Here is a 13,603-nt window from a genome sequence, read left to right as displayed (position 1 = left end):
CCATCAGGGGATCACCGCAGCCGATGATTCCGGCACGGGTGCCGCTGCATTGCCCGGCGGCACCCGTGCGCCAGCGTCACGGCGAATCCTTGGTGATGCTCCAGCCGCCGTCCACCAGAAGACTCGCCCCCGTCACGTACGACGCGTCGGCGCTGGCCAGGAAGGCCACCGCAGCGGCCACCTCCGCCGGGTCACCGAGGCGGCCGAGGACCGTCGCCGCCGCGGCTCGCTCCCGCGCCTGCGCGCCCAGCCCGCGCCAGGCATCGGTGTCCACCGGCCCTGGCAGCACGGCGTTGACCCGCACCTGAGGGCCGTACTCTGCGGCGAGCTGCCGCGTCAGTGCCACCAGCCCGCCCTTGCTGGCGGCGTACGCCGGGCTGCCTGGAAGCCCGAACAGGGCGTGCACGCTCGACGTCACGACGACGCAGCCACGACGTTGCCGCAGGTCGCCTGCGAAGGCCCGGACGCCGAGATAGAGCGCGGTGAGGTTGACCGCGAGCACGCGCTCCCAGGCCGCCGGGTCGAGGTCGTGCGCGGCGCCGACGTGCTGCACGAAGGCGTTGCTGTGCAGGATGTCCAGCCCGCCGAAGTCGGTACGGATCACCGCTCGGGCGGCCCGCCAGTCCGACTCAGTGGCCACATCGCAGTGGACGTAGCGGGCCGTGCCACCCGCGTCGCGGACCTGCCCGGCGACGCGGGCACCATGCTCGTCGTCAACGTCGAGCAGCAGCACCGACGCGCCCTCGGCCGCCAGCCGGCGCGCGCTCGCGGCGCCGATCCCACGCGCGGCGCCGGTGACGGCGGCGACGCGCCCCGCGAGTCGGCCAGGAACCGCCCCCATCACCTGCGCAGCACCGCGACGCCGCGCGGAGCGAGGGACACGGCGCTGACCGCACGCTTCCGGTCGCCGAGCAGATCGACCGCCGGCGCGGGCAGCGCGACCGTGACTGCATCGGCGCCGTGGTTGAGCAGCAGGAGGTAGGACCGGTCCGGGCCGTGCCGGACCACCGCCTGCAGCCCCGCGGGCAGGTCAGGCAGCACCGGCTCCACGCCCGCTCCGCCACGGATGCGGTCGAACAGCGCGTCCATCGGCGCCGGCTCCGGCCGGGTGGCCAGATACCAGACCACCCCCGCGCCGTACGAGTGGCGGGTGACCGCCGGCCGGCCGGCCAGCTCGCCGTCGGCGAAGGTGGCCACCACCTCCGCTCCCTCGGTCTCGATCCATTCCGACCACACGGTGCCGCTGTGCCGCTCTCCCGCGATGTCCAGTCCGATCGTGCCGCCCGCCGGCAGCGGCCAGAACTCGTCGATGCGCAGCCCCAGCAGGTCCCGCAACGGGGCCGGGTATCCGCCCAGGTACGCGCGGTCGGACTCGTCCACGATGCCGGAGAAGAACGACACCACCAGATGCCCGCCGCCCTCGACGTAGCGACGTAGGCGGGCGGCCGCCTCGGCGGACATGAGGTACAGGTTCGGCACGACGACGAGCCGGTAGCCGGACAGGTCTGCGGTCGGCGGGACGACGTCGCAGGTGACATGGGCGTCGAACAGCGGCGCGTAGTATGCCCGGTGGGTGTCCAGCAGGTCGAGCACGGCCGGGTGGGCGTCCGACTCCAGCGCCCACCAGTTGGCCCAGTCGTGCAGCAGCGCGACGTCGGCGTGCACCCGCGTGCCGGCCAGCTCGGCGGCTCCTGCGATCTCCTGCCCGAGCGCCCGGATCTCACGATGGGCGCGGGTCTCGGTACCACCGTGCGGCACCATCGCCGAGTGGAACTTCTCGGCGCCGCCGACGGCCTGGCGCCACTGGAAGAAGAGCACCGCATCCGCGCCCTGCGCCACCGCCTGCCAACTCCACAACCGCATGAGCCCCGGCGGCTTCGGCGCGTTGCGCTCGCGCCAGTTGACCGCGCCGGGCGCCTGCTCCATCAGCAGCCAGGGCTGACCGCGACGCGCCGAGCGGATCAGGTCATAGCCGAACGCGGCCTCGACGTGAGCCCGCGGATCGTACGGGTCGGGATAACTGTCGAGGCTCACGACATCCTGCTCGGCGGCCCACCGATAGGAGTCGATCGGCTTGTGGACCAGGCCGATGAAGTTCGTCGTCACCGGTACGTCCGGGGTGAACCGGCGCACGATGTCCCGCTCGGCGAGGTAGCAGGCGAGGATCGCGTCGTTGCTGAACCGGGCGAAGTCCAGCTTCTGGGCGGGGTTGGCGAAGGTCGGCGCGGTGCGCGGCGGCAGGATGTCCGCCCAGTCGTCGTAGCGCTGCGACCAGAACGTCGTCGACCACGCCTCGTTGAGCGCGCCGATGTCGCCGTACCTCTCGCGTAGCCAGCGCCGGAAGTCCTCGGCCGACACGTCGCAGTAGCAGGCTCGCACGTGGCAGCCGTATTCGTTGCCGATGTGCCACACCTTCAGCGCCGGGTGCCCGGCGTAGCGACGGGCGAGGTGCTCGACCAGCCGCCCGGCGTACTCCCGGTACACCGGGCTGGACGGGCAGTACTGCTGCCGCCCGCCGGGCCACAGCCGCACCCCGTCGACGCGTTCTGGCAGCACCTCCGGGTGGTGCCGGGACAGCCAGGGCGGTGGGGAAGCAGTCATCGTGGCGAGGCTGGCTCCGATACCGGCCCCGGCCAGGTTGTCCATCACCCGGTCGAACCAGCCGAACTCGTACGTGCCGGGACGCGGCTCCACGCTTGCCCAGGAGAAGATGCCGACGGATACGAGCGACACCCCGGCCTCGACCATGAGCTTCATGTCCTCGACCCACACGTCCTCGGACCACTGCTCGGGGTTGTAGTCGCCACCGAACATGATCTTCGGCATGGTCATGCCGCCACTTCCTCTCGGTGAGTTCGGTTGGCCGTCCGGACCGGCGTACGACCAGGACATGGGATGTCCCTCGTTGCCGGACGGTATGGCGGCCTGCGGGCCACGTCAAGGGGCACTTGTCCGCGCCTCATTGATACGCGTATGGTTTCGATCAGATGACATCCCACGTCCTACGTGTCGCCCGGCTGGTGAATCCGAACGCTGGAGCCATCCCGCTTGGACAGGGGGCGCGCGACTCTCACGGAGGGTGCGACGAGATGAACCATGGGTATGCGCCGCAGGGGCCGGCCGGCTCACGCCGCCGCCGCGGCTTCGCCGCGCTGCTGATCCTGACCGGCGTCGTCTTCAGCATGCTCGGCGGCCCCGCGAGCGCGGAGCCCGCTGAGACGGGTTCGAGCATGGCGGCCGGCGAAAGCCAGACCAGCGAGCCGTACGTCGACGAGCAGGTGCTCTACCAGCGAGGAGATTTCGGATACGCCTGCTTCCGCATTCCGGCGGTGGTGCGGGCGAAGAACGGGATGATTCTGGCGTTCGCCGAGGGACGGGTGAAGGACTGCGGCGACGACGAGGACATCGACCTCGTGCTGCGCCGCTCCGCCGACGGCGGCCGGACCTGGGGACCACTGCAGGTGGTCTCCGAGGGCAACGGCGAGACCCACGGCAACCCGGTGCCGATCGTCGACCGGACCACCGGGCGCGTCGTCGTGGTGACCACGCACAACGGCCCGCAGCCATGCCCCAACGGATGTGACCGCGACCCGTGGGTGCAGTTCAGTGACGACAACGGCGCAACCTGGTCGGCCGCCCGCGAGATGACCGAGGGCAAGCGCCCGGAGTGGAACTTCTGGTACGCCACCGGCCCGATGCACGGGATCCAGCTTCAGCGGGGAGCGCACGCCGGCCGGCTGGTGGTCGGGGCGAGCTTCGAAACCTGGGACCGGGTCGGCAAACACGTCTACGGCACGCATCTGCTCTACAGCGACGACAGCGGGGTGACCTGGAACATCGGTGCGGAGACCTTCCGCGACGACAGTGCGGTCATCGCGCAGGAGGTCACCATCATCGAGCTCACCGACGGACGGATCTACGCGTCGGCCCGCGAACGCGGTACCGACCCGGGCAACCGGGCGTACGCGATCAGCAGCGACGGCGGCGAGACGTGGGATGCACCCTTCCGCACCATGCCGGCGCTCGCCACGACCGACGTCCAGGGCTCCCTGCTGCGATTCACCGACGACCGCATCCTCTTCTCCTCACCGCTGCACCCCAGCGCCCGCGAGGCGATGGGCATCCGGTCGTCCTACGACGAGGGGCGCAGCTTCGAGACCTGGAACGAGGGCAAGGTCTTCTACTGGGGTCCCTCGGCCTACTCCGACCTGGTGCGCCTCGACGGTGACGAGGCGGCGCTGATGTACGAAGCCGGCGCCGTCAGCCCGTACGAGACGATCCGGTTCGCCCGGTTCAACGAGGCGTACCTGGATACGCCGAACGGCACTCCGCCCGGCATTCCCGCACCGCCGGCACCCGGACCGCAGACGCCGGACGAGTCGCCGTACCGCAACAACGCCTACGTCCGAGGTGGCGCCCAAATCACCGATGGCCGGTTCGGCAACGGGCTGGCACTCGATCGGATGGACGATCGGGTGGAGGTGCCGTTCGACCGGTCGATCGACCTCGGCGCGGACGACTTCACGCTGAGCACGTGGATCCGGTACTCGGAAAAGGCCGGCGCCCACTCCATCCTGTGGTTCTACCGGGTGAACTCAGGCACCAACCCGCCTGGACTGTGGCTACGGGCCGAACCAGCGAGCAGTCGCATCCGGGCGATCCTCTCGGTCGATCGGTACAACGTCACGGTGCAATCGCCGAGCGCGTACAACGACGGACAGTGGCACTTCGTCGTGCTCCAACGGGCGGGCGGGCAGCTCAGGCTGCTGGTGGACGGCGTCCAGGTCTCATCGGCGGCAGCCCCGGCCGGCTCGGTGACCCTCGGCCAGGAGTTCGGCATCCAAGGGCTGCACATCGGACAACGCCTGGACGGCGCGGACCGCTTCCGCGGCACGCTGGACGAGGTACGCGTCTACCGGCGCGCCCTGTCCGGCACCGAGCTGGCCCTGATTCAGGAGCGGAACCTCCCGATCGGCGGCGAACTCGGGCTCAGGTTGCCGCTGGAGACCGTCGGCTGACCGGCAGCACCCGTCGGGAAATGGCGCCCACCGGGCCCGGTGGGCGCCATTTCCGAGGAATCCCGGCAGCGGCCGTGACCGAGGGGCACCCCGTGAACGGCACGTTGCTCGGTCTGTAACGCCCGCACGTCGAAGGGAAGTACCGCATGCTCGTCGACTGGCCACTGGACCGTCTCCGCGACTACCTGCCCGCCCGCGACGAGCCCACCGACTTCGACGACTTCTGGGCCATCACTCTCAAGGAGGCTCGCGCCGCGCACTGGCCCGCCCGGTTCGTCCCCTACGACGCCGACCTGTCCACCGTCCAGGTATACGACGTCACCTTTCCCGGATTCGCTGGCCAGCCGGTGCATGGCTGGTTCCTGCTGCCCCGGCACGCGACCGGCCGACTGCCCTGCGTGGTCGAGTACATCGGATACGGCGGCGGGCGCGGCCTGCCGCACGACTGGCTCACCTGGAGTGCCGCCGGATACGCCCACCTCGTCATGGACACCCGCGGGCAGGGCAGCAACGGCAAGCTCGGGGGAGACACCCCGGACCCCGACCCGACCGGCCCGCCCCAGGCGCCCGGCTTCCTGACCCGCGGCATCGCCGACCCGCACCACTACTACTACCGCCGGGTCCTCACCGACGGCGTCCGCGCGGTCGACGCCGCGCGGGCACACCCCAGGGTCGACCCGGACCGGGTGGTGGTCACCGGCGGCAGCCAGGGCGGAGGGATCACCCTCGCCGTCGCCGGCCTGGTCGACGGGCTCGCCGCCGCGATGCCCGACGTGCCATTCCTATGCCACTACCGGCGCGCCACCGAAATCACCGACGCCCTCCCGTACGGCGAACTGGTGTCGTACCTGAAGACCTACCACGGCGACGTCGCCCAGGTGTTCGCGACGCTGCGCTACTTCGACGGGATCAACTTCGCCGCCCGCGCAAGCGCTCCGGCGCTCTTCTCGGTCGCGCTGATGGACAACGTCTGTCCACCGTCGACGGTCTTTGCTGCGTACAACCACTATGCGTCGGCTGACAAGGACATCGCGGTGTGGCCCTACAACGGGCACGAAGGCGGCGCCGGCAGGCAGCGTGCGCAGCAGATCAGGTGGCTGCGAAACGTGCTGGCCGGCGCCGAGTCCGAACCCGCCGGCGATCCCTCGGGCTCACGGGCCGCGGGGCAGCGCGGCCTTGTCGAACTCCCCTCCGCGGCCACCGCGTGACGAAGAGCGCCACCTAGGCGGGCAATACCGTCGGCCGAATTCACCCGTCCGGGAAGAGCTCCGGCAGACAGGTGCGCACGATGGGACGTAGCCGCTCGGCAAGGGATTCATCGATGGAGTCGTAAGGCCAACGAACCCGGGTGCCGATCTCGGCCCAGTTGCCCAGATGAGCGAGGAACTTGTCCAGTGCCGGGTTCCCGAAGCCCTGCCGAGCGAGTGGGTCGACGTGCTCGGCCAGGAACCGCTGGATCCGGCGCTCCACATCGAGCCCGCGCCCGGGGTCCTCGACCATCACTCGCTGCCATGCGACGGCGCCGGCCGGATTGAGGGCGGCCATGTTCGAGTAGGAGCCCGCGGCGCCGTGCAGAAGGCCGGTCGCCAAGCCGTGCCCCGGGACGAAAATGGCCAGGTCGCCCGCGTGCTCGCGCATCGCCGCGTACCACGCGGCGTCGCCGCCGGCGACCTTGATACCAATGAGGCTCGGCACCTCCCGGCGAATCGCGGCATAGCTGTCGGCGGCAACCTGGGTCTTCGCGTGCGGCGGGTTGTACAGGACCAGCGGGACCGGGTCGGCCGCCGAGGCGATCCCGACCAGAAATCGGATCACCTCGGTACGCGACAGGGGCAGCCAGTCCGGCAGCGTAACCTGCACGGCGCTCGGCGCGACCGCCCGCGCCCGATGGACCCGGCCCAGGCAGATCTGCGCGCTCATATGGCCGGCACCGATCTGAAACGGAAGCCGGTGGCACCGGCACTTGTCGGCGACAAGCTCGTTGATTCGGTCGTACTCGTCCTCGCTGAGCGTGTGGAACTCGCCCGCGGTGCCGTGCACGTAGATGCCATCGAGCCCGGCGGCGACGAGGACATCGAGAGCGTGTGCCGCCTGCCCCCAGTTGATCGTGTCGTCAGCGCGCAACGGCAGGAGCAGCGTTCCCCACGTACCGCGTAGGTCCGCCGATCTCAGTGCCGGCGCCATGTCTCGTGACTCGTCCGTTGCGGCGTATCCCGATGTCCGCAGCCGCCGTCCCCGGGTCTCACAGCAGGCCGCCGACGCTCAGATACTTCCCGACCCGGGCGATCTCGTCCTCGTTCAACGGGATCTGCGGCACCGCCGTTGTCGGGTGGTCGATGATCCCCCGCAGGTACAGTGCGGCCTTGAACGCTCCCAGCGCGGACGAACCCGGACCCATTCGCGGTCTGCCGACATTGACGAGTTCGAACAGGTGCAGCAGCCGCTCCTGTTCGGCTCGCGCGGCCTCCCAGTCGCCGTCCGATGCCGCGCGGAACAGCCGGGCGTAACCGTGCGGGTCGACGTTGCCCAGGCCCGGCACCACCCCGTCCGCGCCCATCCACAACGCGGAGTCGACGGTGAGTTCGGAGCCGGTGAGCACACTGAAAGAGCCGATGTCCCGACGGTCCCGCCGCCCGAGAATCACCCCGCGCAGGGCGCCTTCGTCACCACTGGAGTCCTTGACTCCGGCCAGCACACCGTCGCGGGCGAGGTCGAGCAGCAGGTCGGCGCCGAGCTTGCTGTGCACCGAAACCGGCAGGTCGTAGGCGTACAACGGCAACCCTGCCTGCGCCGCGATGGTGCGGAAGTGCAGCTCGATCTCCGCGGGGTGCGTCCGGGTGTAGAAGGGCGCGGTGGCCACGAGCCCGTCCACGCCCGCCTGGACAGCCGCTCGCACATGGTCCAGCACGCGCAGGGCGGTCATGTCGATCACGCCGGCGAGCACTGGAACCTGGCCCGCGACGTGACGCGTGACGGTATCGAGCACGATCTTGCGGTGGCCGTCCGGGAGGAAGGCCACCTCAGAGGTGGAGCCGAGGACGAACAGACCGTCCACCCCACCGTCCAGCAGATGGTCCACCAACCGGGTCAGCGATGCGGTGTCGACCTCGTAGTCCGGGGTCAGTGGGGTGGACACCGGAGGGATGACGCCGGTCAGTGCGGCCGACCGCTGCGGCGACAGCTCGTGGGTGGTCATGCAGTCTCCTGGGCTTGGCTGGTCAGTTCGAGGTCGGTCGCGCCGTCGCGGATCGGGTGGTGGCAGCGGAACAGGTGATCGTCTGGCCCGACGACGGTGTCGGTGTGCGCTGCCGGCATCTCCTTGGCGCACCGGTCGTCGGCCTTCCAGCAGCGGGTACGGAACGGGCATCCGCTGGGCGGCCGGGTAGCGGAGGGAACCGGCCCGGCCAGCGGGATCGGGTCGATCGGGGACAGCAGACCGGGGGTGGCGGAGAAGAGGGCCCGGGTGTAGGGGTGGCGGGTCCGGCCGGGCACCGCCTCGGCCGGGGCCTGCTCAACGATCCGCCCGAGATACATCGTCACGACCCGGTCGCTCATTCGCCGCACTGTCTGGATGTCGTGCGAGACGAAGACCATCGCCAGGTTGAGCTGCTCCTTCAGATCGAGAAGCAGGTTCAGGATCTGCGCACGCACCGAGACGTCGAGTGCGCTCGTCGGCTCGTCAGCGATGAGCAACCGCGGTTGCAGCGCCAGCGCGCGGGCGATGGCCACCCGCTGGCGCTGCCCGCCGGACACCTGGCCGGGCAGCAGGTCTGCGACGCTCGCCGGCAGGCCCACCAGGCCGAGCAGCTCGCGTACCCGCTCTTCGCGCTGACGCGGCGTGCCGACGCCGTGCACGTCGAGGGGATCGCGTAGCACCTGCCGGATGGGCAGTCGTCGGTTGAGCGCGGTCGACGGGTCCTGGAACACCATGCCGGTGCTCGACCCGATCGCCACCCGGCGCGCCGCTGGCGGCATGGACCAGAGGTGCTGACCGCGGAACAGCACCGTACCTTTGGTGGGCTTTTCCAGCCCGACCAGGATCCTTGCGAGCGTCGACTTGCCGCAGCCGGACTCGCCGACCACACCGACCGTCTCGCCGGGCTCGATGGTGAGGTCCGCGGCGGTGAGCGCGTGGACGCGTTCGCGTCGAAAGAGGCCGCCGGAGCGTGCTTTGTACATCACGTGCACGTCAGCGAGTTCGACAAGTGGCGTCGCAGTCATCGTGCCTCCGCCGTACTGGCCGGTGCGGCGCCCGCGCCGCTGGCGAGAGCCGACGCCCCGACGTCGAGAGCCGGATGGTGGCAGGCCACTTCGTGGTGGCGCTGCCCGGTCAGCCGGGGTGTCTGCATTCGGCAAATCTCCGTGACCATCGGGCAACGGTCGGCGAACCGGCAGCCGCCCGGGAAGTGGGCCGGGGCCGGAACGACGCCGCGGATCTGGGTCAGCCGAGCCGCGCCGGCTTCCAGCGACAGCACCGAGCCGAGCAGCCCGCGGGCATAGTGATGCGCGGGGGCGCCGACGACGGTGGCCGTCACACCCGTTTCGACGATCTGACCGCCGTACATGACCACGACGCGGTCCGTCACGTCCGCGACCAGGGCAAGGTCGTGCGAGACCAGGATCAGGGCGAACCCCAATTCCGCTCGCAGCCGCAGGAGCAACTGGATCACCTGCGCCTGCACGGTCACGTCCAGCGCCGTGGTCGGCTCGTCCGCGATGATCAGCTTGGGGTCGCGTGAGAGGGCCATCGCGATCAGGACCCGCTGCCGCTGGCCGCCGGAGAGCTCGTGCGGATAGGACGGAAGGGTACGCGCGGCGTCGAGGCCCACGAGCTCCAGCAGTTCGGTCGGGCTGCGCCGGCCGCCCCGTCGGACCACCTGCTTCAACTGGGCGTTGATGGTCATTGCGGGGTTGAGCGAGGACAGCGCGTCCTGGTACACCATCGCCATGTCGTGGCCGAGCAGCCGGCGACGGGCGGCCCGGGGGAGCGTCAGCAGGTCCTTGCCGTCGAAGAGGATCTCGCCGCTGACGCGGGCGCCCCGCGGCTGCAGACCCATGACGGTCAGCGCGGTCAACGACTTGCCGCAGCCGGACTCGCCGACCAGGCCGAGCACTTCGCCCGGGCGCACGTCGAAGGAGATCCCGTCGACGATGTCCACGCCTTCGTGCCGGCCTTCGAACCCGATGGCCAGCTTGCTCACCCGCAGGATCGGCGCGCCCTGCGGCAGGGGGCGTGCTCGCTGGGCCAGCCGCTGTGCCGCCTCCGCCAGCCCGGGCAGTTGGGTGATCTCCCCGGATCCGGGGAGGGCTTGTTCCAGCGCGTCGACGTCGTCCTGCTTCTTGACCGGGCCGGCGGCACGGGCGGTGGGCGCGGCCCAGGCGTCGGACACGCCCTCGGCGAGGACGTTGAGCGCCAGGACCGTGATCAGGATCAGCAGGCCGGGGAAGACGGTGGCCCACCAGCCGCCGAGGAGCACCATGTTCCGGCCGTCGGCGATGACGCTGCCCCACGAGGGGTCCGGCGGGCGTACTCCGGCACCGATGAACGACAGTGACGCCTCGAAGACGATCGCGTCGGCGACCATCACCGTGCAGAAGACCAGGATCGGCGCGGCACAGTTGATGGCGACGTGCTTGAGCAGGATGTGCGGGCTCCGGGCGCCGATGATGCGCTCGGCGGCGACGTAGTCCTCGCCGTACTGGGCCAGCACGTTCGCCCGGACCACCCGGGCCACGGACGGCATGTAGAGGAATGCGATCGCCAGCACCAGCACGAGGATGCTGCCGCCGAAGACGGCGACCAGGACGGCGGCGAGCGCGATTCCCGGGAACGCCATGATCACGTCAAGGCTTCGCATGAGGGCCTCGTCGACGGCCTTGCGGGCGGTGGCTGCGATCGCGCCGACCAGCGCGCCGCAGAGCAGTGCGATGGCGGTCGCGCCGAGGCCGATGATCAGCGACCAGCGGGCACCGTAGAGCAGCCGGGTGAAGATGTCGCGGTTCGCGCTGTCCAGCCCCATCCAGTGGGCGGCGGTCGGACCGCCGCCGCTCGGCTCCTGCACGTAGGGCGAGTGCGGGGCGAGCACGGGGGCGAGGACCGCGGCGAGGGCGATGGCGGCGAGGACGGTGAGGGATATCCATGAGGGCGGGCCGAGCCGCCGGAACTGGATGCCCGGCCGCGAGAGCCTTCTCGCGAGTCCGTTTCGCATCACGTGGCACTCCTGAGGCGCGGGTTCACGAGCAGATAGAGGATGTCGACGGCGAGGTTCACCACGACGAAGCCGGTGGCGATGGTGAGCACGACGCCCTGCACCACGGCGGGGTCCCCGTCGCGTACACCGTTGATCATGAGCTGCCCCATGCCGGGCAGCGCGTAGATGGTCTCGATGACCACCGCGCCGCCGAGCAGGTAGCCGATGCGCAGGCCCAGCACCGTCAGTGGATTGATCAGCGCGTTGCGCAGGACGTTGCGTCCGATCACGACGATCGGCGGCAGGCCGCTGCCGATCGCGGTGCGGACGTAGTCCCTGTCCAACTCCTCGACCATCGACGTCCGGATGATCCGGGTCAACTGGGCGGCGACGGGCAGTGACAGGGAGAGCGCCGGCAGCGTCATCGATCGCAGCCAGCCGCTGAACGAGTCGCCGGGATTGATGTAGCCACTGGTCGGGAACCACCCGCGGTCGACGGCCAGCCACTGGATCATCAGCAGGGCCAGCCAGAACGCTGGCGCCGCGACGCCGATCAGCGATACCAGCCGGATGACCTGGTCGGGCCAGCGGTCCCGGAAGATGGCCGCGGTGACGCCGAAGACCAGGGCCAGGGCCACGGCGATCGCCAGGCCGAGGAAAGTCAGTTGCAGCGTGAGCGGCAGCGCGGTGAGGACCGAGTCGAGCACCGGCGCCTTGGTCAGGACGCTGGTGCCCATGTCGCCGTGGAGCAGGTCGCCGACGAATCGGACATAGCGCACCGGCAGCGGATCGAGCAGACCGTTCTCCACCTGGAATTGGTGAATCTGTTCCGCCGTCGGGTTGGCTCCCTGGAAGTAGGCGTACTCCGGCTTGTTGTTGGAGAACCGCATGATGATGAACACGAACAGGATGACGCCCAGCAGGAGCGGGATCAGGATGAGTATCCGGCGGACCAGCATTCTGGCGACGACTGCCACTGGTTGACCTCCTGACGCGGTCCGGCTGATGGGTGGCGGGTGCGGCGCCGGGCGGGCCCGGCGCCGCACGAGGCTTCAGACACGCTGCGCCTGCAGCAGACTGATGCCCGGGTATGCCTGCGGCCGGACTCCGGTGAGCTTCTTCGGATTCCAGGCGGTCATCAGCTCCGTGTGCAGGACGGGGTAGAGCACCGCCTGCTCCGCGATGACGTCGAGGTACTGGTGCAGCAGCGCCAGCTTCTTCGTCGGGTCGGGCTCCCGGGTGGCCTGATCCATCAGCGCGAACAGGTTCTTGGCATCCGGGCTGGTGTCCCACTTGGTGTACTTCATCCAGGTGCCGCCGGAGGTGTAGTTGTAGCGGAGGATCAGGTCCGCGTCCAGGCCGAACTGGTTCGGGTTCGATGCCGCCGCGACCACCTGGTAGGACTGCGACTGGTCCATCTTGGTGAAGAGCGCGGCGGTGTCCTGGGGTTCGAGCGTGGTCTTGACGCCGATCGCCTGCCAGGAGTTGGCGATGGTGGGCAGGCAGTCGGCGATCCAGCTGACGTTCACGGCCATGAGCGTGACGGACAGGTTCGTCACGCCGGCGGCCGACAGGAGTGCCTTCGCCTTGGCGGGATCGTAGCTGTAGACGGTCTTCGCCTTGGCGTACGACGCGTTCTCCTCGTTGAGGAAGCTCGTCGCCGGCGTGCCGTGCCCCTTGAGCGCGACGTCGATCATCTTCTTGGTGTCGATCGCGTAGAGGAGCGCCTGGCGCACGCGTACGTCATCGAAGGGCTTCAGGGCCGTGTTGAACATGAGGAACATGTGGTTCATGCCCTTGCCGCCCTCGACGGTCAGCCCACCGTTGCGCAGTTGGTCGATGTTGGCGTACGGGATGTTGTCGGCGATCTGGGCCTCGGCGCTCGCGCCGGAGATCTTCGCGACGCGAGCAGGCGCCTCCACGATGGACAGCCAGTTCATCTTCTTGATGGCTGGCTTGCGGGGACCGTTGTAGTCGGCGAAAGCCTGGAGCACGGTGTTGGACTTCGGGTTGTGCGCGATCATCTTGTAGGGGCCGGAGCCGACCGCCTTGCCGCCCTTGGCCGCGTCCCAGCCGCCGGGTGCGCCGAAGACGTGCTTCGGCATGATCTTGGCGATCGTCAGGCGCTGCAACGCATCAGGGAACGGGAAGTTGAAGACCAGTTCGACGCTCGTGTCGTCGACCTTGCGCACCTCCTTGAGCCAGGTACCGAAGAAAGAGTAGATCAGCGTCTGGGCGGCCGGGTCGAGGATTCGTTGGAAGGTGAAGAGCACGTCGTCGACCGTGACCGGCTGCCCGTCGTGCCACTTGGCCCCATGCCGCAGGGTGAACTTCCAGGTGGTCGCCGACGTGTCGGCCGGCAGGGCCGTGGCCAGGGCCGGATAGGGCTCGCGG

General features: G+C 69.8%; 10 protein-coding genes. 2 read left to right on the top strand and 8 right to left on the bottom strand.

What is annotated here, in order from left to right; all coding sequences use genetic code 11:
- Window positions 1–76: 76 nt before the first annotated feature.
- Window positions 77–841 (bottom strand): SDR family NAD(P)-dependent oxidoreductase, encoded by a 765-nt coding sequence (locus tag ONA70_RS16830; RefSeq protein WP_265007385.1) that lies wholly within the window; start codon window positions 839–841, stop codon window positions 77–79.
- Window positions 841–2,832 (bottom strand): beta-galactosidase, encoded by a 1,992-nt coding sequence (locus ONA70_RS16825; protein ID WP_265007384.1) that lies wholly within the window; start codon window positions 2,830–2,832, stop codon window positions 841–843. Before ONA70_RS16825 ends, ONA70_RS16830 begins: the two co-directional genes overlap by 1 nt.
- A gap of 257 nt (window positions 2,833–3,089) precedes the next feature.
- Here ONA70_RS16825 and ONA70_RS16820 point away from each other — a divergent pair, with 257 nt between their 5' ends.
- Entirely contained in the window at window positions 3,090–5,018 is a 1,929-nt protein-coding gene (locus ONA70_RS16820; protein ID WP_265007383.1) for a sialidase family protein, read from the top strand.
- Window positions 5,019–5,164: 146 nt separating this feature from the next.
- Window positions 5,165–6,226, top strand: a complete 1,062-nt coding sequence (locus tag ONA70_RS16815) for an acetylxylan esterase (RefSeq protein WP_265007382.1) — start codon at window positions 5,165–5,167, stop codon at window positions 6,224–6,226.
- A 40-nt stretch (window positions 6,227–6,266) separates the two neighbouring features.
- On the opposite strand, the gene ONA70_RS16810 is transcribed toward ONA70_RS16815, so the two are convergent.
- The 6 genes from ONA70_RS16810 to ONA70_RS16785 form a co-directional block, all read right to left on the bottom strand.
- Window positions 6,267–7,202, bottom strand: a complete 936-nt coding sequence (locus tag ONA70_RS16810; protein WP_265007381.1) for a dihydrodipicolinate synthase family protein — start codon at window positions 7,200–7,202, stop codon at window positions 6,267–6,269.
- 58 nt (window positions 7,203–7,260) lie between these two features.
- Window positions 7,261–8,214, bottom strand: a complete 954-nt coding sequence (locus ONA70_RS16805; RefSeq protein ID WP_265007380.1) for a dihydrodipicolinate synthase family protein — start codon at window positions 8,212–8,214, stop codon at window positions 7,261–7,263.
- On the bottom strand, window positions 8,211–9,239 hold the full coding sequence (locus tag ONA70_RS16800) for an oligopeptide/dipeptide ABC transporter ATP-binding protein (RefSeq protein ID WP_265007379.1): 1,029 nt from the start codon (window positions 9,237–9,239) through the stop codon (window positions 8,211–8,213). The genes ONA70_RS16805 and ONA70_RS16800 overlap by 4 nt, the downstream gene beginning before the upstream one ends.
- Window positions 9,236–11,227, bottom strand: a complete 1,992-nt coding sequence (locus ONA70_RS16795; RefSeq protein WP_265007378.1) for a dipeptide/oligopeptide/nickel ABC transporter permease/ATP-binding protein — start codon at window positions 11,225–11,227, stop codon at window positions 9,236–9,238. Before ONA70_RS16795 ends, ONA70_RS16800 begins: the two co-directional genes overlap by 4 nt.
- Window positions 11,227–12,186 carry an ABC transporter permease gene (locus tag ONA70_RS16790; RefSeq protein WP_265007377.1) on the bottom strand — a complete coding sequence of 320 codons (960 nt, stop codon included), beginning with the start codon at window positions 12,184–12,186 and terminating at the stop codon, window positions 11,227–11,229. Before ONA70_RS16790 ends, ONA70_RS16795 begins: the two co-directional genes overlap by 1 nt.
- 75 nt (window positions 12,187–12,261) lie before the next feature.
- Window positions 12,262–13,603: ABC transporter substrate-binding protein (locus tag ONA70_RS16785; protein WP_265007376.1), on the bottom strand; the 1,342-nt coding region annotated here is incomplete at its 5' end.

This window comes from Micromonospora yasonensis, assembly GCF_026013475.1.
Taxonomy (GTDB): domain Bacteria; phylum Actinomycetota; class Actinomycetes; order Mycobacteriales; family Micromonosporaceae; genus Micromonospora; species Micromonospora yasonensis.
This window is presented reverse-complemented; position numbering and strand designations above follow the sequence as displayed.

Bases quoted from the DNA above. Each gene is read 5' to 3' on its own strand.
- ONA70_RS16830 (WP_265007385.1), bottom strand. From the start codon at position 841: ATGGGGGCGGTTCCTGGCCGACTCGCGGGGCGCGTCGCCGCCGTCACC.
- ONA70_RS16805 (WP_265007380.1), bottom strand. From the start codon at position 8,214: ATGACCACCCACGAGCTGTCGCCGCAGCGGTCGGCCGCACTGACCGGC.
- ONA70_RS16795 (WP_265007378.1), bottom strand. From the start codon at position 11,227: ATGCGAAACGGACTCGCGAGAAGGCTCTCGCGGCCGGGCATCCAGTTC.
- ONA70_RS16800 (WP_265007379.1), bottom strand. From the start codon at position 9,239: ATGACTGCGACGCCACTTGTCGAACTCGCTGACGTGCACGTGATGTAC.
- ONA70_RS16820 (WP_265007383.1), top strand. From the start codon at position 3,090: ATGAACCATGGGTATGCGCCGCAGGGGCCGGCCGGCTCACGCCGCCGC.
- ONA70_RS16815 (WP_265007382.1), top strand. From the start codon at position 5,165: ATGCTCGTCGACTGGCCACTGGACCGTCTCCGCGACTACCTGCCCGCC.
- ONA70_RS16810 (WP_265007381.1), bottom strand. From the start codon at position 7,202: ATGGCGCCGGCACTGAGATCGGCGGACCTACGCGGTACGTGGGGAACG.
- ONA70_RS16825 (WP_265007384.1), bottom strand. From the start codon at position 2,832: ATGACCATGCCGAAGATCATGTTCGGTGGCGACTACAACCCCGAGCAG.